The following is an 18909-nucleotide window of genomic DNA, read 5'->3' on the forward strand; positions in this document are numbered from 1 at the left end:
GAACCCGGAAGTTAAGCCCTTCAGCGCCGATGGTACTGCATGGGAGACTGTGTGGGAGAGTAGGACACCGCCGGACATTTATTGCAGGAAGGCCCCGCCGACACCGGCGGGGCCTTCCTCATTTCTAAGGGTCTGTTCTGCGGACTCCGGAGAATGCGTCCCAGAGGACGGCGGCGGGTTCGGCGGTGGTGAAGAGCGACTCGATGCGGGAGCGGTCGCCGTCCAGGCGGATGAGGGTTTGCACGCCGAGGAACATCGCCACCGCGAGCATCCCGAGATCGCGCGCCGGTACCAGGCCGTCGAACGTCGTCCCTTGCACGAGGCGTCCGATGGCGGTGGTGGCGAATTCGGACCAGGATTCGACATGCGTGAGCAGTTCCTCGCGCAGCCGCGGAGAGGACGACGACGCGGTGAACAATTCCTGGATGGCGTCGATGTACCCCTGGTCCCGCATGTCCTCCGCGTACAGTTCGCGGAGGCGGGAGAGCAGTTGGGTAGCGTCCACGCAGGAGCCGAGAGCTTCTTCGTAGCGTGCTTTCTGGGCTTGGCTGATGTGGCGGACCGCTGCGACGAACAGAGCTTCGAGATCGTCGAAATGCATGTAGATGACCTCGGGTGCGAACCCGCCGGTGCGGGCGATGGACCGCTCGGTCGTTCCGCCATGGCCTTCGACGGCGAGCGTCGTGATGGCCGCTTCCAGGAGGCGCTGCCGAGCCTCCGCGCTTGACGCCATTCGCTCAGATCACTTTCCAGGATTCCGCTCCGGCCTCGGCGAGGACGGGTCGAGCCGCAGGGCGGGCCGCCCGCGAGACGGTGGCTCGACACCTGCGGCTTCAGATGATGCTCCAAGTGGTACGGCAACTCTAGGAACAGCGCCGATACGACGTGCGTCCGAGCAAAGCGCGCCTCCGCGTGCATGAGCACGTCCCCGCGAACTGGCGACTCCAAAGCCGAGGGCCGCGAAGGGTAGCGTCGCTGCCTGGGACCGGCTGCATCCCGGCCTAACCGGCCGCGACGCCTGGAAAGGCTTCGGTGGCGGGTTGTCCGTCAGCGTTGTCGCCGTGGTCCGCTTGCAGGTCGACCACTTGGCCGCCGGTGGCGACCTTCGGTCGACTGGGGCCACGGCGACGGCGACGGCGAGGTCAAGGGCTGGGCCCTGACCTCGCCGCCTTGGGGTGGTCGTCAGGTGTAGAGGGCCTCGCCGGTTTCCAGGAGGGTCTTCAGGTCGCTGAGCGTCTGGCTCCAGCCGCCTCCCGCGCCGGGCGCGTCGCCCGCGGTCTGTAGGGCCGTCTTCGGTGCGTCGGTGACGTCGTGCGTGACGGTCAGCCGCGACACCCCGGCGCCGTCGTCCTCGATCTCGTAGGTGAGGCGGGTGAACGGCTCGTCGAGGAACAGCGCCCGCCAGGTCTGGACGAGGCGGCGCGGCGGGTCGGACTCGATGACCTCGCCGTCGATCAGCACGTCCGGGGCGCCGTGCTCCTTCATCACGTCGCTGGCGAGGCCGCGGAAGGCACCGCCGGGACGCAGGTCGTACTCGACGGGGGCCTGGTAGCCGAACTTCACCGTCCACTCGGGCTTGGTGATGGCCTCCCAGATGGCCTCCGGGGCCGCCTTGATGTAGACCCGGTACACCTGAACGGTTTTGCTCTCGGCGGTCTCAGTCGTCGTCATGTCAGACTCCAGTTCCCTTTTGAGGTCGGCGAGGGCCCCGGCGGGCCGCTCGGTGAACTTGCCGATCCAGCGGTCGTGGATCAGCTTGATCGGCACGGGGTTGAGGAAGTGGAGCTTCTCCCTGCCCGAGCGGCGGGAGACCACCAGTCCGGCGTCCTCCAGAACCCGAAGATGCTTGGCGACGCCGAACCGTGTCATCTCCACCTCCGACTCCAGCTCGCCGAGCGTCCGGCCCTCGCGGGCGAACAGCAGGTCGAGCAGGAACCGGCGGGTCGGGTCCGCCAGCGCCTTGAAGGCGAGATCGTCGTCGCTCACCACTCCAAAATAGGTGACCAAAAGGTCACATGTCAAGGTTGGGTAGGGCGGTCGCGTGGGCGTGGGACGCCGGCGCGGACGAGTTCGCGTCCGGGCGGATGAGCGTGCGGCGGGCCGACGTGGGGACGGTCAGCGGGTGAGGACCGTGTCGAGGGTGGCGGCCCACTGGTTCAGCAGGCGGGTGCGGCGGGACGAGTCGTCCGTGAGCAGGTCGGCGAGGCCGAGGCCGCGGACCAGGTCGAGCGTGGCCTGGACCGTCTCACGGATGCCGGGGACGCTCTCGTCCGCGCCGAGCGCCTCGACGGTGAGGCGGTGCGCCTCGCGTCCGACCCTGGCCTCCAAGGGGACGACCTGCGCGCGGAGCTGCTCGTCCGAGGCGGCGGCGACCCAGAGTTGCAGCGCGGCGCGGAACAGCGGACTCGTGTACATCTCGCCGAGGCGGGTGACGACGTCGAGGGTGGACGGACGGCGTCCGGCGAGCGCGTCGAGGTGCTCGCGCATCCGCGCCATCCGGACCTCGGAGCCGTACTCGACCGCCGCGGTGACCAACTCCTCGCGCGTCCTGAAATGGTGCTGCGCGGCGCCTCTGGACACCCCGGCCCGCTCGGCGACGACGGTCACGGTCGTCCCGGCCCAGCCGACGGAGGCGAGGCAGTCGATGGCCGCCTCCAGCAGGCGGCGTCGGGTGGCGCGGCTGCGGTCCTGCTGCGGTTCGCGGGGGAGTGCCTGGGCGGTCATGGGGTCCTCGGCTCGGTGGTCCTCCAGTCAACCAAATGATCCGGGATGGGACCGATGGAAACAATCATGCGCGATTGATTTTTTAGGGCGGGGCTGGCAGGGTTCAGGCATGGGTGGGCGACGTGGGTGAAGGGGAGTCGCGTCCTGTCGGCGAGGTGCTGCGGGTCGGGAACGCCTCGGGCTTCTACGGCGACCGCTTCTCCGCCATGCGGGAGATGCTGGAGGGCGGGCCGCTGGACGTCCTGACCGGCGACTATCTCGCCGAACTGACGATGCTGATCCTGGGGCGCGGGAAGCTGAGGGACCCGTCTGCCGGGTATGCGACGACGTTTCTGCGGCAGGTGGAGGAGTGTCTCGGCCTCGCCGTTGAGCGCGGCACGGCGATCGTCGCCAACGCGGGCGGGCTCAATCCGCGCGGGCTCGCGGACCGGCTGCGCGAGCTGGCCGCGCGGCTCGGCCTGGACGTGCGGATCGCCCACGTCGAAGGCGATGATCTGGTCGAGCGCGTTGACGAACTGGGTCTCGGCGGCTCGCGATATGGGCGTCCGCTCACCGCCAACGCCTATCTCGGTGCGTGGGGGATCGCAGAATGCCTGCGGGCGGGCGCGGACGTGGTGGTGACCGGCCGCGTCACCGACGCCTCGCTGGTCGTCGGACCGGCCGCGGCGCGCTTCGGATGGGCCCGGGACGACTGGGACGCGCTGGCCGGGGCGACGGTCGCGGGACACGTCCTGGAGTGCGGGGCGCAGGCGGTCGGCGGCAACTTCGCCTTCTTCGAAGAAATCTACAATGTAAAGGCGTCGGGTTCTGCGGACGTCAGGACGGGCTTTCCGGTCGCTGAGATCCGTTCCGATGGCTCAAGTGTCATCACGAAGCACCCTGGGTCGGGCGGCGCCGTGACCGTGGAGACCGTGACGGCTCAGTTGCTGTACGAGATCGGTGGGCCGTCCTATGCGGGGCCGGACGTGACGACGCGCTTCGACACGATCGAGCTCGCGGAGGACGGGGCCGACCGGGTGCGCATCGGCGGTGTCCGGGGCGGTCCGCCGCCTCCGACGACGAAGGTGTGCCTGAACCATCTGGGCGGGCATCGGAACGAGATGACGTTCGTCCTCACGGGGCTTGGGATCGAGGCGAAGGCGGAGTTCGCTAAACGGCAGCTTGAGGCCGCCTTCGGCGATGATCCGCCCGCGCGTGTGGAATGGACGCTCATCGGCTCGGCCAAGGACGATCCGGCGACGCAGGGGGAGGCGACCGCGTTGCTGCGCTGCGCCGTCCTCGACCCTGACGCGGAGAGGGTCGGGCGGGCGTTCAGCGGCGCCGCGGTGGAGTTGGCGCTCGCCGGGTACCCGGGGTTCACGTTGACGTCGCCACCGGGCAAGGGGAGCCCTTACGGGCTCTATTCGCCGGGGTTCGTTCCGAACGAGGTGGTCGAACATGTCGCGGTGACGGCGGCGGGAAAGCGCATCCCGATTCCGCCCGCCCAAGAAACTCGGCTCGCTCGAGAAGCCCCGCTCGCTCGAGAAGCCCCGCCCGCCCAGGGGGGCCATCCCATTCCTAGTGTCGAACGCGCAGGTCATACGGCGGAGGCAAAACTGCCCCTTGTGGATAACTCGCCTCCCGGTCAGCCGTTCGGACGTCCGGACGGTCGGCCGCCTCAGGTGGACGCCCGGCTGCCTCAGGCGGTCGGCGAAGCCTTCTCCGGGACGACGAGGAGGCTGCCGTTGGGCAGGGTTGTCGGGGCGCGCAGCGGGGACAAGGGCGGCGACGCCAATATCGGAGTCTGGGCCCGTACCGACGCGCAATGGGAATGGCTGGAGCCGTTCCTCACCGCCGACCGGTTCCGGGAACTGCTCCCCGAGACCCGCGAGCACACCGTCCGCCGGTACGCGCTGCCCAACCTCCGCGCGGTCAACTTCGTCGTCGAGGGGCTGCTGCAGGACGGCGTCTCGGCCTCGACCCGGTTCGACCCGCAGGGCAAGGCCCTGGGGGAGTGGCTGCGGTCCCGTCTCGTCGACATCCCGGAGGCCGTCCTTTGACCCTGAAGAGCACCCTCGACACCGGTTCCGCCGAGTACCGGGAACGGCGCCGGGCCATGCTCGAAAAGCTGGCCGCCCTGGACGCCGAGCACGCCAAGGCCCTCGACGGCGGCGGCGAGAAGTACGTCACCCGGCACCGGAAACGCGGGAAACTCCTGGCCAGGGAACGCATCGAGCTCCTGCTCGACCCCGACTCGCCGTTCCTGGAGCTGAGCCCGCTCGCCGCGTGGGGCAGCGACTTCCCGGTCGGCGCGAGCGTCGTCACCGGGATCGGCGTCGTCGAGGGCGTCGAGTGCGTGATCGTGGCCAACGACCCGACGGTGCGGGGCGGGTCCAGCAACCCGTGGACGGTGAAGAAGAGCTTCCGCGCGTCCGACATCGCGCTGGAGAACCGGCTGCCCGTGATCAACCTGGTCGAGTCGGGCGGCGCGGACCTGCCGACGCAGAAGGAGATCTTCATCCCGGGCGGGCGGATGTTCCGCGACCTGACCCGGCTGTCCGCCGCCGGGATCCCGACGATCGCGCTGGTGTTCGGCAACTCCACGGCGGGCGGCGCGTACATCCCCGGCATGTGCGACCACGTCGTCATGGTGAAAGAACGCGCGAAGGTGTTCCTCGGCGGCCCGCCGCTGGTGAAGATGGCGACTGGCGAGGAGGCGGACGACGAGGAGCTCGGCGGCGCGGAGATGCACGCGCGGACGTCCGGCCTCGCCGACCACATGGCCGTCGACGAGCGCGACGCCCTCCGCATCGGCCGCCGGATCGTCAAGAACCTCGACCATCGCAAGCTCGGCCCGCCGCCCGTGCCCGCCGAGGAGCCGCTGTACGACGCGGAGGAGCTGGCCGGGATCGTCCCGGAGGACCTCAAGGTCCCGTTCGACCCGCGCGAGGTCATCGCCCGCGTCGCGGACGGCTCCCGCTTCGACGAGTTCAAGCCCCTCTACGGGACGAGCCTCGTCACCGGCTGGACGCGCGTCCACGGCTACCCGATCGGCGTCCTCGCCAACGCGCGCGGAGTCCTGTTCAGCCAGGAGGCGCAGAAGGCCGCCCAGTTCATCCAGCTCGCCAACCAGAGCGACACTCCGCTGCTGTTCCTGCACAACACCACCGGATACATGGTCGGCAGGGAGTACGAGCAGGCCGGGATCATCAAGCACGGCGCGCTGATGATCAACGCGGTGGCGAACAGCGCGGTGCCGCACATCTCGATCGTGATGGGCGCGTCGTACGGGGCGGGCAACTACGGCATGTGCGGCCGCGCGTACGACCCCCGGTTCCTGTTCGCCTGGCCGTCCGCGAAGTCGGCGGTGATGGGGCCGCAGCAGCTCGCGGGCGTCCTGTCGATCGTGGCGCGGCAGGCCGCCGAAGCGCGCGGGCAGGTCTACGACGACGAGCAGGACCGCGCCATGCGGGAGATGGTCGAGGCGCAGATCGAGGCCGAGTCCCTGCCGTTCTTCCTGTCGGGACGCCTCTACGACGACGGCGTGATCGACCCGCGCGACACGCGCACCGTCCTCGGCCTGTGCCTGTCCGCCGTCCACAACGCGCCCGTGCGCGGCGCCGACGGCTTCGGCGTCTTCCGGATGTGAGCCACCCATGATCAGAAGAGTCCTCGTCGCCAACCGCGGCGAGATCGCCCGCCGCGTCCTGCGGGCCTGCCGCGGCCTCGGGATCGCGACGGTCGCCGTCTGCTCCGACCCCGACGCGGACGCCCCGCACGCGCGCGAGGCGGACGTCGCCGGACGCCTTCCCGGCGCGTCCCCGGCCGAGACGTACCTGTCCGCCGACCGGATCCTCGCGGTCGCGAAGAGCGCCGGGGCCGACGCCGTCCACCCCGGGTACGGGTTCCTGTCGGAGAACGCCGCGTTCGCGCAGGCCGTCGCCGACGCGGGCCTCACCTGGATCGGGCCGCCGCCCGCCGCGATCGCCGCGATGGGCTCCAAGATCGAGGCGAAGAAGCTGATGGCCGCCGCGGACGTCCCGGTGCTGCCCGAGATCGACCCCGCCCGGGTCACCGGCGCGGACTTCCCGCTGCTGGTCAAGGCGTCCGCGGGCGGCGGCGGACGCGGCATGCGCGTCGTCCGCGACCCCGCCGGGCTGGACGAGGCCGTGGCGGCGGCGCGCCGCGAGGCGGAGTCGGCGTTCGGCGACCCGACCGTGTTCTGCGAGCCGCTGCTGGACGGCGCCCGGCACGTCGAGGTGCAGGTCCTCGCCGACGCGCACGGCACCGTCTGGACGCTCGGCGAGCGCGAGTGCTCGATCCAGCGCCGCCACCAGAAGATCGTCGAGGAGGCGCCGTCGCCCGCGGTCGGGCCCGCGCTGCGCGCCGAGCTGTGCGCGGCGGCGGCGGACGCGGCCCGCGCCATCGGCTACACCGGCGCCGGGACGGTCGAGTTCCTGCTGTCCCGCGACGGCCGCTTCCACTTCCTGGAGGTCAACACGCGCCTCCAGGTCGAGCATCCGGTGACCGAGTGCGTGTACGGGGTGGACCTCGTCCGCCTCCAGATCGAGATCGCCGAAGGCGCCCGGCTGCCCGCGGAGCCGCCGGAGCCGCGCGGCCACGCCGTCGAGGTGCGCCTCTACGCGGAGGACCCGGCGCACGACTGGCGTCCCGACAGCGGCGTCCTGCACACCTTCGAAGTCCCGGACGTGGACGCGGAGTTCGCCGTCCCCGCCTCCTACGGGCTGCGGCTCGACAGCGGGGTGGAGAGCGGCTCGGAGGTCGGCGTCCACTACGACCCGATGCTCGCCAAGGTGATCGCGTGGGCGCCGACCCGCGCCGCAGCCGCGCGCCGGCTCGCCGCCGGGCTGCGCGGCGCCCGCGTGCACGGCGTGACGACGAACCGGGACCTGCTCGTCCGCGTCCTGGAGGAGCCCGGCTTCCTGGACGGAGACACCGACACCGGCTACCTCGACCGCGTCGGGCTGGACGTCCTCGCCGCGCCGCTCGCGGACGGCGCGGCGGTCGAGCTGTCCGCCCTCGCCGCCGCGCTCGCCCAGGCCGCGGCGGACCGGGCGTCCGCGGCGGTGCTCGGCGGGCTGCCGTCCGGCTGGCGCAACGTCCGCTCGCAACCCCAGCGCAGGACGTTCCACACCCCAGCCGGGACGGTCGATGTCGACTACCACCTGCACCGGGGCAGGTTGGTCTCCGACTTCTGCCCCGGCACGGAGTTGGTCTCCGCGACGCCGGAGCGCGTCGTCCTGGAGCGCGACGGCCTGCGCGAGACGTTCACGATCACCACGGCGGGCGGCGACGAGGTGTACGTCGACTCGCGGCTCGGTCCGGTGGCGCTCACGGCCGTCCCGCGCTTCACCGACCCGAGCGCCCGCATCGCCCCCGGCGCCCTCCTCGCCCCCATGCCGGGGACGGTCGTCCGCGTCGAGACCGAGCCGGGCGCGGACGTCGCCGAAGGGCGGACGCTCGTCGTCCTGGAGGCCATGAAGATGGAGCACCGCGTCACCGCCCCCGCCGCCGGAACGGTCGCCGAACTGAACGTCACCGCAGGTCAGCAGGTCGAGTCGGGTGCGGTGCTCGCCGTCCTCACCGGCCCGGCGGACACCGAAGGGAACCCCGGATGAGCTTCGTCGAGACCGAGGAGCGGCGGGCCCTGCGCGCCGCCGTCGCCGACCTGGGCGCGAAGTACGGCGCGTCCTACTACGTCGAGCGGGCCAAGGCCGGGCGGAAGACCGACGAGCTGTGGGCCGAGGCCGGACGGCTCGGCTACCTCGGCGTCAACGTCCCCGCCGAGTACGGCGGCGGAGGCGGCGGCATCGGCGACCTCGCCGCCGTGTGCGAGGAGCTCGCCGCCGCGGGCTGCCCGCTGCTCCTCATGGTCGTGTCCCCGGCGATCTGCGCGACGATCATCGCCCGGTCCGGGACCGAGGGGCAGCGCGAGCACTGGCTGCCCCGGTTCGCCGACGGCTCCGTCACGATGGCGTTCGCGATCACCGAGCCCGACGCCGGGTCCAACTCGCACCGCATCACCACCACCGCGCGGCGCGACGGCGACGGCTGGGTGCTGTCCGGGCAGAAGACGTTCATCTCCGGCGTGGACGAGGCGGACGCCGTCCTGGTCGTCGCCCGCAGCCACGACCAGCGGGGCAACCTGCGGCCGTCGCTGTTCATCGTCCCGACCGGCGCCGCCGGGTTCGCGTTCACGCCCATCGACATGGAGATCGTGTCGCCGGAGAAGCAGTTCGTCCTCCACCTCGACGACGTCCGGCTGCCCGCCGACGCGCTCGTCGGCGACGAGGACGGCGGCCTGCTCCAGCTGTTCGCCGGGCTCAACCCCGAGCGGATCATGGCCGCCGCCATGGGCGCCGGGATCGGCCGCCTCGCCCTCGGCAAGGCCGTCTCCTACGCGAACGAGCGGCAGGTGTTCAGGACGCCGATCGGCGCGCACCAGGGCCTCGCGCACCCGCTCGCCGCCGCGAAGATCGAGCTGGAGCTGGCGCGGCTGATGGCGCAGAAGGCAGCGTGGCTGTACGACGCGGGCGACGACGACGGTGCGGGCGAGGCCGCGAACATGGCCAAGTACGCCACCGCCGAGGCCGCGGTCCACTGCGTCGACCAGGCCATCCAGACCCACGGCGGCAACGGCCTCACCACCGAGTACGGCGTCGGGATGCTCGCCGGGGTCGTCCGGCTGATGCGCATCGCGCCGGTCAGCCGCGAGATGATCCTCAACTTCGTCGCGCAGCACACCCTCGGGCTCCCCAAGTCCTACTGACCGGGCGTACTGAGCGGGCCTGCTGAGCGGGCCGTGCGACACGTCAGGGGAGCAGGGCATCTACCTGCGCGGACAGCGGCTCCGACGCGGCGAGCCGGTTGTCGACGACGGCGTGCGGGACGGGCGGCGGCTCGTCCGGCCGCATCCGCCCGGTGAACGCCTCGAACGCGGCCAGCTTGCCCGTGTCGCGGGGCGACCCGCGCCGCTCCAGCCGGTGGCGCAGCGTCGCGGCGTCCGACCGGACCCAGACGAGGCGCACCGGCGGGCCGCCGAGGGCCTCCGACCACTCCGCCCAGCGCGCCGCCGAGCGGATCTGGCCGGTGAACGGGCCGCTCAGCAGCACCGGGCAGCCGTGGCCGCGGATCTCCCTCGCCGTCGCCGCCATCCCCGCGTACTCGTGCGGCTTGACGTGCTCGTCGTACCAGGGGCCCTCGCGCTCGCCCGGGTCGCGGCCCGCCGCCGCGAGCGTCGCCGCGACGAACGCCCCGTACAGCGTGTCCTTGTCCAGCAGCGCCGGGACGGGCCGCAGCCGCGCCAGCAGCAGCTCCGCGACCGTGGTCTTGCCGCAGCCGGGCGGCCCCGCCACGACCCACGCGGTGGTCACAGCCGCATCCGCCGGGTCGCCAGCCGCTCGATGCGCGTCTCGTCGATCTCGTGCCCGAGGCCCGGCTGGGTGAGCGGCACCCCGACGACCCCGCCGGACGAGCGGACCGGCGGCGTCACGAACACCGGGCCGCCCGCCGGGTCCGTCACGTCGCTCGGCAGCGTGCAGCCCGGCAGCGCGGCCAGCGCGACCGCCGCCGCCTGCCCGATCCCGAACGCGCCGGAGCCGCTGCACCACACGTCCCATCCGGCCGCGTAGGCGAGGTCGTGCGCGCTGCGCGCCGCCGTCAGCCCGCCGAGCCGGTCGAGCCGCAGGTGCAGGGCGCGGCCCGCGTCCAGCGACAGCGCCGCGTCGAGCGCCTCCAGGTCGCCGACGGCGGGCGCGACCGCCATGCCGACCCGCAGTTGCAGCCGGGCGTGCGCGGCGAGGTCCCCGGGCGGGAACGGGCGCTCGATCGCGGCGAGCTCGTAGGCGTCCAGGCCCTCGAGGACGGCGAGGTGCTCCGCCGACTCGGTGTAGGCGTGGCCCGCGTCCGCGACGAGCGCGAGCGCCGGGTACGCCTGCCGGATCGCGCGCACCGGCTCGATGTCCCAGCCGGGGCGGACGTCCAGCGTGACGCGGGTGTGGCCCGCGCCGACCGCCCGGTTCACCCGGGCCGTGACCGTGTCCAGCGCGGGCTCCGGCGAGATCCGCGCGCCGGTCACGATGGACGTGCGGGTGCCGCCGAGCGCGTGCGCGAGCGGCAGGCCCCGCGTCCGGCACCACAGGTCCCAGCAGGCGGTGTCGATCGCGGCGGCGGCCTCGCGGGCGCCGAGGTCGGCGGCGGCGGACACGTCCTCGGGACGGTCCCAGTCGAGCCCGATCAGGGCGGGCCCCATCCGCTCCTCGATGTCGGCCCAGGCGTCGGCCGCGCCGTCCGGGCCGCCGGGCGCCGCCATCTCGCCCCAGCCGACCGCGTCGTCCCCGGCCAGCCGGACGAGGACGCTCACCGGCCGGCGCCCCCGCGGCATCGCCACGCGGAACGCGTCGCAGCCCTCGATCCGTGGCAACCCGCACCCGCCTTTCCGAAGTGGTCCCCCTCGATTGTCCCCCCTCCGGGGCAGGGTCGGGACGCGCCGCCGCCCGCCCTAGGGGCGTTTCCCGGCCGGGGAGGTCACTTGGGGCAGCTCGTCTCCAGCGAGACCGGCTTGTTCGGGGGCTTCGTCGGCGTCCCCCCGTCCGGGGAACCGGACGGCGTCGCCGACGGGGACCCGGACGGGGTCCCGGGCGGCGACGTGCTCGGATGGGTGCTCACCTGCCGCGGGTCGGCGTTCACCGCGTCGGACGCCAGCTTGCGGATGAGGTGGAAGTCGGGGTTGCCCGAGTAGACCAGCGGCGGCACGAACTGCAGACTGTTGATCTGCGCGCCGTCCTTCACCTTGTTGGACAGCTTCATGAGGGCGGGCAGCAGCTCCTGCGGGATGTCGGTGGACAGCGTCCGCTTGGCCGCGGCGGCGAGCTTGTCGAAGCTCGTGAGGACGGTCTGCGGGTCGGCCTGCTCGGCGATCGCGCGCATCAGGCACTTCTGCCGGCTCATCCGCACGTAGTCGCTGCTGCCGGTGCGGGACCGCCCGTACCAGAGGGCCTCCTTGCCGCCGAGCTTCCGGTAGCCGGGCTGGAGCACGCCGCCCTGCAGCCCGTACGGGATCGGCTCGTCGATCTTCAGCTTGACGCCGCCCATCGCGTCGACGATGTCGGCGAAGCCGAACATGTCGACCAGGATGTAGTAGTCGACGCGCAGGCCGAGGACTCCGGCGATCGTGGCCTTCAGCAGCTCGGGGCCGCGGTGGTTCTTCGCGACGCCGGGCACCACGTCCGGGTGCTCCTCGGCGTACTGGTACACCTCGTTCAGCAGGCCGGGCGTCTGCGGGCCGTCGCCGGTGAAGCCGTAGGGGAAGCGGTCGCGGGCCGGGCCCGGCGGCAGCTGGAAGTGCTCCAGGTTGCGGGGCAGGCTCAGCAGGACGGTGTCGCCGGTCTCGGTGTCGACGCTCGCGACCGTCATGCTGTCGGTGCGGACGCCGGTGCGGTCCGCGGCGGCGTCGCCGCCGAGCAGCAGGATGTTCACGCGGGACTGCCCGTTGAACGGGTCGTCGACGTTGACGTGCCGGCCGTTCTCGCTGCCCGTGCGGAAGATGCTGGTCAGCGCGTCGCGGTAGACGTAGGTGCTGTGCGCCGACCAGGCCGCCGGGACCGCGACGGCGAAGCACATCACCGCGACGGAGGCGGCGCCGAGCGTCCGGCCGCCGAGCGTGAGGTTCGCGGGCCGCAGCACGAAGTAGGAGTGCACGACCACCAGCACCCACACGACGCCGACCGTCACCAGCGCGGCGGACAGCCGCTGCAGCACGTCCGGCTGGACGGCGAGGTGCAGCAGGTCGGGGCGGTACACGGTGGCGGCGGCGCCGACCGCGGCGACGATCAGCAGGTACAGGCCGAGCAGCACCGCCCCGGCGACCCGGCGCCCGGCGGCGAAGTGGGCGACGCCCCACACCAGGGCGGAGGCGAGCGTGAGCGCGAGCGCGCGAGCGAGCCCCCCGTTCCCGGAGGGGCCGTCGACGTCTCTGGCCCGGGCATGCCGGCTCGCGCGACCCATGTAAGCTCCGATTCCCACCCACGGTGAATTAAGCCCCGGCTCACAATATGGACGCGCGGAACCGGGCAAAGGTTGCGTAGGTGTCGGCCACCTGTGAGTCGTGGTGCCTCAGGTGCAGGCGTTGCTCAGGATATGCATTCCGGGCGTGTCGCGGGAGTCGGGGGCGGGCTTGCGGGCGGCCTCGGCGGCGATCCGCCTGATCTTCCGGTAGTCCGGCCGCCGGGGCGACACGAGCGGCGCGGCGATCCGCAACCCGCTGATCTGCGCGTCCTTGATCTTGGCGGCTAGGGCGACGAGCGGCGGCAGCAGCCGGCGCGGCAGATCGGTGCGGACCGAGTCCGTCAAGATCCGGGCGAGCCGCTGGAAGGCGCCGAGCACGGCGCGCGGCCCCGCCTGCCGGGCGAGCGCCCGCAGGAGGCATCTCTGCCGGGCCAGCCGCGCGTGGGGGCCGCCGGCCGCCCCGGAGGGGCCGAGCGCGTCCACGAGCTGCCGGAAGCCGTTCATGTCGACCATGGCGTAGTAGGGCACGGGACGGCCGAGGATGTGGCCGACCGTTCGTTTCAGGAGTTCCGCGCCCGAGTCGCGGACGCGGCCGCCGCCCGCGAGCGCCTCCGGGTGCCCGGCTCCGTACCGGTAGACGGCGTCGAGGGGCCCGTCCGGCGGGAACGGGACGCGTCCGGCGCCCGACCACACCGGCACGTGCCGCAGGTCGTGGGGGAGGCCCAGCAGGACCGTGTCGCCCGTTCTCGTGTCGACGCTGGCGAGAGTCATGCCGCCGGGGCTGACTTCATGCCGGTCCGCGTCGGCGTCGGCGATCAGCAGGACGTCCAGGCGCGTCGCGTCCGCCCGCGCCCCGGCGGTGGCGCCTTCGGTGAAGAGGCTCTTCACCAGGTCGCGCTGGAGGTAGCCGTACTGGGCGAGCGTCACCGGCGGGACGATCACCAGCAGGCACAGCACCGAGACCGTCGTCCCGCCCGCGAGCCGCCACAGTGGCGACAGTCCAGCAGGCGCGAGCACCGCGTAGGAGTGCATGATCAGCGCCGCCCACAGCGCGGCGACGGCGAGCGACCCGGCCGCCAGCCCGAGCAGCCAGCCCGGCCGCGCGGCCAGCTCCGCGAACAGCGGGCGGCCCCGGCCCGCGGCGAGCGCGGCGGAGGTGAGCAGCAGCGCCTGCCCGCAGACCAGCGCCGAGCCCAGCCGGACGCGCCCCGCCCGCAGCTGCGCGACGCCCGGCAGCGCGGGCGACACGGCGGCGATCAGCAGCGCCCGCGCCAGGTCGCGCGGCGTCGCGTCCGGCCCCGCGGCACCGCCCGCCGGTCGCGGCGGCACCCGCGTCCGGCCGCCGCCCGGCCCGCCGTCGACCATGCCCCGCCCCCTCCGCCCCGCGCCTCCTGACCCCAGAGAGTGCAGGTCAGGGCGTCGGGAGGAGGGCGACCCGGGGCGGCGTGTCGGGTAAAGCCGGGCGCGGAGGGCGCCGGTTTACCAACTGCTGGACAGCGGCATGCCCTCGGCGAACCCGGACGAGCCCTGGATCCCGACCGTGGCCCGCTCGTGGAACTCCTCCAGCGTCCGCGCGCCCGCGTAGGTGCACGAGCTGCGCAGCCCCGCGACGATCGAGTCGATCAGGTCCTCCACGCCGGGGCGGCGCGGGTCGAGGTACATCCGGGACGTGGAGATCCCCTCCTCGAACAGCGCCTTGCGGGCCCGGTCGAACGGGGAGTCGTCGGCGGTGCGCAGCCGCACCGCCCGCGCCGACGCCATCCCGAAGCTCTCCTTGTACAGCCGCCCGTCGGCGGCGCGCTGCAGGTCGCCCGGCGACTCGTAGGTGCCCGCGAACCAGGACCCGACCATCACGTTGGCGGCCCCGGCGGCGAGCGCCAGCGCCACGTCGCGCGGGTGCCGGACGCCGCCGTCCGCCCACACGTGCCGGCCGAGCCGCCGCGCCTCGGCGGCGCACTCCAGCACGGCGGAGAACTGCGGGCGGCCGACCCCGGTCATCATCCGGGTCGTGCACATGGCGCCGGGGCCGACGCCGACCTTGACGATGTCCGCGCCCGCCTCGACGAGGTCGCGGACGCCCTCCGCGGTCACCACGTTCCCCGCCACCACCGGGACGGCCGGGTCGAGCCCGCGCACCGCCTCCAGCGCGCTGATCATCTTGTCCTGGTGGCCGTGCGCGGTGTCGACCACGAGCAGGTCGGCGCCCGCTTCGAGCAGCGCCTTGGCCTTGCCCGCGACGTCGCCGTTCACCCCGACGGCGGCGGCGATGCGCAGCCGCCCGGCGCCGTCGACGGCGGGCTTGTACAGCGTGGCGCGCAGCGCGCCGGTGCGGGTCAGGATGCCCGCGAGGCGTCCGGACGCGTCCACGACCGGGGCGAGCCGGTGGCCGCGCTCGTGCAGCCGGTCGAACGCCTCGCGCGGGTCGACGCCCGCCGGCACCGTGACCAGGTCGCGGGACATGATGTCGCGGAGCTGGGCGAACCGGTCGACGCCCTGGCAGTCGGCCTCGGTCACCACCCCGACGGGACGGTCGTCCTCGACGACGATCACGGCGTTGTGGGCGCGCTTCGGCAGCAGCGCGAGCGCGTCCCCGGCCGTGCTGGACGGCCCCAGCCGGATCGGGGTGTCGACGACCAGGTCGCGCCCCTTGACCCAGCCGACCACCTCGGCGACGACGTCGGCCGGGATGTCCTGCGGCAGCACCGCGATCCCGCCCCGGCGGGCGACGGTCTCGGCCATCCGGCGGCCGGACACGGCGGTCATGTTCGCGACCACGAGCGGGATCGTCGTCCCGCTGCCGTCGGAGGTGGCGAGATCGACCTCCAAACGGGACCCGACCGACGAGCGGCGCGGGACCATGAAGACGTCGTTGTAGGTGAGGTCGTGAGCGGAACGCTCACCGTTCAGCAGGCGCACGGCTGTACTACACCAATCGCGGTCGGAGTGGCTGGGCCACCGTCCATTCTCGGCCATGCCCGGGGATGCCGCCGCCATACCGGCGCCGTCGTTCGCCGCGGCCTACCCGCGAAGCGCCATTGTGCTTCCGTTCCTGGCCGGGGCCCCGGCGGGCGCCGCGCATGGAAATCCTCATGGCGTGGTCGAAAACGGTGCAACGTGAGGCTTGGCTCTCTGTAAAGTTACCTCTTGACGTAACTGCGCCCTCGATGCACTTTTCTTACATGTGCCTCATGCGGACGGCGGAACCGCCGTAGGGGCGTGACAGCAGAACACCGGGAGAAGCGCATGCAGGTCACGCACTTGGGCCCGGTCAGCCGCGCTCGTCCGCGCCGCGGGCCGTCCCGGGCATGTGCCGACCGGTGGAGTCGCCGGGCACGCCCCCCGCCCGCGTCTTCCCGCGCTCCGGCGCGCGCCGTGTCCGGCCGCGTTGCGCTTCCACGCGGGTTCACGAGGCGTCCGAAACGTCGCCCCGCCGAACTCGCCGCCGACGCATCGACGGCCGCCGGGTACGGCGAACACGAGCAAGATCAATATTTGACGTCATACCGTCCTGAAATGGAATGATCTTGCAGTCGCAGGAAAACCGATTCTTTACACGTCGAGGAGGACAGCCGTGCTGGATGCGGTCGACGCCGTGCTCGTCCGCGAGCTCCAGCGGGATGGCAGGGCGACGTTCCAGGCGCTCGCCGACCGCGTCGGGCTCTCCCGCACGGCCGTGCGGGCCCGGGTGCAGCACCTTCTCGAAACGCGGGTCGTCCGCGTCGTCGGCATCGTGCACGCCGCCGTCGTCGGCGCGGAGGCGATCGGGCACGTCTCGGTCACCGTCGAGGGCTCGGCCCGGGACGTGGCGGCGGCCGTCGCCGGACGTCCCGCGGTCAGCTTCGCGGCGCTGACCGCCGGCCCCTACGACCTGGTCGCCCAGGTCCGCACCCGCGACGACGCCGCGCTCGCGGCGGAGGTGGACCACATCAGGTCCGTCTCCGGCGTGCGCTCGGCGGAGGTGTTCCGGTCGGTGGCCACCGTGCGCGACACGCACGCGGTGGTGCGCGAGCTCGGCGAGGTCTCCCTCGACGACATCGACTGGCGGCTCCTGCAGGAGCTGCAGCGCGACGGGCGCGCCCCCTACACCCGGCTCGCGCACATCATCGGGCTGTCGCAGGCCGCCACCCGGGCCCGGGTCGTGCGGCTGATGCGCTCGGGCGTCATCCAGGTCACCGGCCTCGCCGACCCGCTCGCCCTCGGCGCGGCCGAGCTCGGCGGGTTCGGCCTGGTGGTGACCGGCGGGCTGCGGAAGGTCGCCGAGGCGGTCGCCGCCCAGGACGGCGTCCGCTACCTGGCGACCGGCTTCGGCCGCTACGACATCGTCGGGCAGGCCGAGGCGGCCTCGCGCACCGGGCTCGTCGCGGTGCTCGACGCCATCCGCGGCGTGCCCGGCGTGACCGTACGGGAGTCCTGGCACCACCTCGACGTGGTCAAGGAGTCCTACGCGGTCGAGCTGCCCGAGCAGCCCCTCAACGGGTCGGCCTGAACGCGCCGCCACGGCGGCTCCCCCCCGCCCCGGCCGCGGCGTCAACCGTGGCCGGGGCACCGTCGCCTGCGCGCCGCACGGCCCGCGGGGCCTAGTCGCGGTTGAGGGCGGCCTCCTCCAGGTCCAGCTCGTGCAGGACGCGGGTCAGCACCTCCTCGTCGATGCGGCGCTCGTCCCGCGCCCGCAGGAACACCCGCCGCTCGGCGGCCAGCATCTCGCGGCGCAGCCGCCGGTACGTCGCGGTCGGCACCTCCGCGCCCTCCGGGCCCGTCCCGCCGCCGAGCCGCTCCCACGCCTTGAGCTGCCGGTGCTCGGCCAGCCAGCGGAGCCGCTCCACGACCTCCGGGTCGAGGTCGTCCTGGTCCTTGGTGAGCTCGTCGAGGCGGTCCAGCGCGGCCCGCGCCGCCGCGTGCTGCGCGCCCGCCTCCGCGACCGAGTCGGTGTAGCGCTCGCGCTCCCCGCCGATGCCGAGCCTGCGGATCAGCGCGGGGAACGTCATGCCCTGGATCAGCAGCGTCCCGAGGACGGTCGTCAGGGTGAAGAACAGGATCAGGTCGCGGCCCGGGAACGGCAGGCCGTCCGAGGTCGTGAACGGCACCGCGAACGCCGCCGCCAGCGACACCACCCCGCGCATCCCGGCCCACGACAGGACGGTCCGGCTCCGCCACCCGACGTGCTCCCCGCGCGGCGGCAGGCGGGGGACCTGCGCGGCGGGGAACACCCACACGAACCTGGCCGCGACCGTCACCGCGAAGATCGCGGCGGCCCAGCCGGTCAGCTCCAGGGCGCCGTGCCCGGACACCCCGTCCAGGACGGGCCGGAGCTGCAGCCCGATCAGCAGGAAGACCACCGACTCCAGGACGAAGACCATCACCTTCCAGAACGAGTGCCCCACCAGCCGCGTCACCGCGCCCGACTCGCCCGCCCGGTGCCCCAGGTACAGGCCGCTGACGACCACCGCCATCACCCCGGACGCGTGCACGCTCTCGGCGACCAGGTAGCCCGCGAACGGCGCGGCGAGCGCGACGCCGTTCTCCATCAGCGGGTCGTCCAGCCGGGTGCGCAGCCAGTGCAGCGGCGGGCCGAGCAGCAGCCCGACCGCGATGCCGCCCGCGGCCGCGTACAGGAACTCCCCGACGCCGTCGAGGAGGGTGAAGCCCGCGCCGGTCGCCGCCGTCAGCGCGACCCGGAACGCCGTCAGCGCCGTCGCGTCGTTGAACAGGCTCTCGCCGACCAGGACGGTCGTCACCCGGCGGGGGAGGCCGAGCCGCTGCGCGACGCTCACCGCGGCGACCGCGTCCGGCGGCGCCACCACCGCGCCGAGCACGCACGCCGCCGCGAGCGGCAGCCCGGGGACGAGCCAGTGCGCCGCGAACCCCACCGCGAACGTGCTGAACAGGACGAGCCCGATCGACATCATCCCGATCGTCCAGCCGTTCTGCCGCAGGTTCGGCAGGGAGCTCTGCCAGGCCGCGAAGAACAGCAGCGGCGGCAGGAACACGTACAGCACGAACTCGGGATGCAGCTCGAACGCCGGGACCCCCGGCACGTACGAGACGGCCAGCCCGGCGATCACCAGGACGAGCGGCGCCGACAGGCCGGTCCGCCGCGCGCCGCCGGCGACCGCCAGCGCGAAGATCGGGACGGCCAGCAGCCAGAGCGCGTTAGTGGTCCCCACGGCCAGATGATCGCAC

At 73.2% G+C, this 18909-nt stretch carries 14 protein-coding genes and 1 rRNA gene; 6 read left to right on the plus strand and 9 right to left on the minus strand.

Going from position 1 to position 18909, the window contains the following annotated elements; translation table 11 throughout:
- Nucleotides 1-76: ribosomal RNA gene (gene rrf / locus FXF65_RS39525) — 5S ribosomal RNA — on the plus strand; the annotation flags it as partial.
- A 48-nt stretch (nucleotides 77-124) separates the two neighbouring features.
- Here rrf and FXF65_RS44265 read toward each other — a convergent pair.
- The 3 genes from FXF65_RS44265 to FXF65_RS39540 all read right to left on the minus strand — a co-directional run bounded on the left by FXF65_RS44265 (nucleotide 125) and on the right by FXF65_RS39540 (nucleotide 2724).
- On the minus strand, nucleotides 125-733 hold the full coding sequence (locus FXF65_RS44265) for a TetR/AcrR family transcriptional regulator (protein ID WP_187412776.1): 609 nt from the start codon (nucleotides 731-733) through the stop codon (nucleotides 125-127).
- Nucleotides 734-1182: 449 nt separating this feature from the next.
- A complete protein-coding gene (locus FXF65_RS39535) occupies nucleotides 1183-1986 on the minus strand; it encodes an ArsR/SmtB family transcription factor (protein WP_148355616.1) in 804 nt (267 codons plus the stop codon).
- A gap of 129 nt (nucleotides 1987-2115) precedes the next feature.
- Nucleotides 2116-2724: a TetR/AcrR family transcriptional regulator gene (locus FXF65_RS39540; protein ID WP_148355617.1), complete on the minus strand. Its 609-nt coding sequence runs from the start codon at nucleotides 2722-2724 to the stop codon at nucleotides 2116-2118.
- 122 nt (nucleotides 2725-2846) lie between these two features.
- On the opposite strand from FXF65_RS39540, the gene FXF65_RS39545 reads away from it, so the two are divergent.
- The 4 genes from FXF65_RS39545 to FXF65_RS39560 are packed head-to-tail and all read left to right on the plus strand — an operon-like array spanning nucleotide 2847 to nucleotide 9493.
- Nucleotides 2847-4763: an acyclic terpene utilization AtuA family protein gene (locus FXF65_RS39545; RefSeq protein ID WP_281289001.1), complete on the plus strand. Its 1917-nt coding sequence runs from the start codon at nucleotides 2847-2849 to the stop codon at nucleotides 4761-4763.
- Nucleotides 4760-6352 carry an acyl-CoA carboxylase subunit beta gene (locus FXF65_RS39550; protein WP_148355618.1) on the plus strand — a complete coding sequence of 531 codons (1593 nt, stop codon included), beginning with the start codon at nucleotides 4760-4762 and terminating at the stop codon, nucleotides 6350-6352. The genes FXF65_RS39545 and FXF65_RS39550 overlap by 4 nt, the downstream gene beginning before the upstream one ends.
- Nucleotides 6353-6359: 7 nt before the next feature.
- Complete coding sequence (locus FXF65_RS39555) at nucleotides 6360-8342, plus strand: acetyl/propionyl/methylcrotonyl-CoA carboxylase subunit alpha (RefSeq protein ID WP_148355619.1); 1983 nt, start codon at nucleotides 6360-6362, stop codon at nucleotides 8340-8342.
- Complete coding sequence (locus tag FXF65_RS39560) at nucleotides 8339-9493, plus strand: acyl-CoA dehydrogenase family protein (RefSeq protein WP_148355620.1); 1155 nt, start codon at nucleotides 8339-8341, stop codon at nucleotides 9491-9493. The genes FXF65_RS39555 and FXF65_RS39560 overlap by 4 nt, the downstream gene beginning before the upstream one ends.
- 43 nt (nucleotides 9494-9536) lie before the next feature.
- Here FXF65_RS39560 and FXF65_RS39565 read toward each other — a convergent pair whose 3' ends face one another.
- The 5 genes from FXF65_RS39565 to FXF65_RS39585 form a co-directional block, all read right to left on the minus strand.
- On the minus strand, nucleotides 9537-10097 hold the full coding sequence (locus FXF65_RS39565) for a P-loop nucleotide/nucleoside kinase family protein (RefSeq protein ID WP_148355621.1): 561 nt from the start codon (nucleotides 10095-10097) through the stop codon (nucleotides 9537-9539).
- Nucleotides 10094-11146 (minus strand): enolase C-terminal domain-like protein, encoded by a 1053-nt coding sequence (locus FXF65_RS39570; protein WP_148355622.1) that lies wholly within the window; start codon nucleotides 11144-11146, stop codon nucleotides 10094-10096. The genes FXF65_RS39565 and FXF65_RS39570 overlap by 4 nt, the downstream gene beginning before the upstream one ends.
- Nucleotides 11147-11250: 104 nt before the next feature.
- A complete protein-coding gene (locus tag FXF65_RS39575; protein ID WP_148355623.1) occupies nucleotides 11251-12729 on the minus strand; it encodes an LCP family protein in 1479 nt (492 codons plus the stop codon).
- Nucleotides 12730-12837: 108 nt separating this feature from the next.
- On the minus strand, nucleotides 12838-14094 hold the full coding sequence (locus FXF65_RS39580; protein WP_148355624.1) for an LCP family protein: 1257 nt from the start codon (nucleotides 14092-14094) through the stop codon (nucleotides 12838-12840).
- Nucleotides 14095-14208: 114 nt separating this feature from the next.
- Complete coding sequence (locus FXF65_RS39585) at nucleotides 14209-15645, minus strand: GuaB1 family IMP dehydrogenase-related protein (RefSeq protein ID WP_148355625.1); 1437 nt, start codon at nucleotides 15643-15645, stop codon at nucleotides 14209-14211.
- 655 nt (nucleotides 15646-16300) lie between these two features.
- On the opposite strand from FXF65_RS39585, the gene FXF65_RS39590 reads away from it, so the two are divergent.
- The gene (locus FXF65_RS39590) at nucleotides 16301-17215 is read left to right on the plus strand and encodes an Lrp/AsnC family transcriptional regulator (RefSeq protein WP_148355626.1); all 915 of its coding nucleotides are present in this window, start codon (nucleotides 16301-16303) and stop codon (nucleotides 17213-17215) included.
- A 91-nt stretch (nucleotides 17216-17306) separates the two neighbouring features.
- Here FXF65_RS39590 and FXF65_RS39595 read toward each other — a convergent pair whose 3' ends face one another.
- On the minus strand, nucleotides 17307-18893 hold the full coding sequence (locus FXF65_RS39595; protein WP_148355627.1) for a Na+/H+ antiporter: 1587 nt from the start codon (nucleotides 18891-18893) through the stop codon (nucleotides 17307-17309).
- Nucleotides 18894-18909: the final 16 nt, after the last annotated feature.

The organism is Actinomadura syzygii (assembly GCF_008085905.1).
Lineage (GTDB): Bacteria > Actinomycetota > Actinomycetes > Streptosporangiales > Streptosporangiaceae > Spirillospora > Spirillospora syzygii.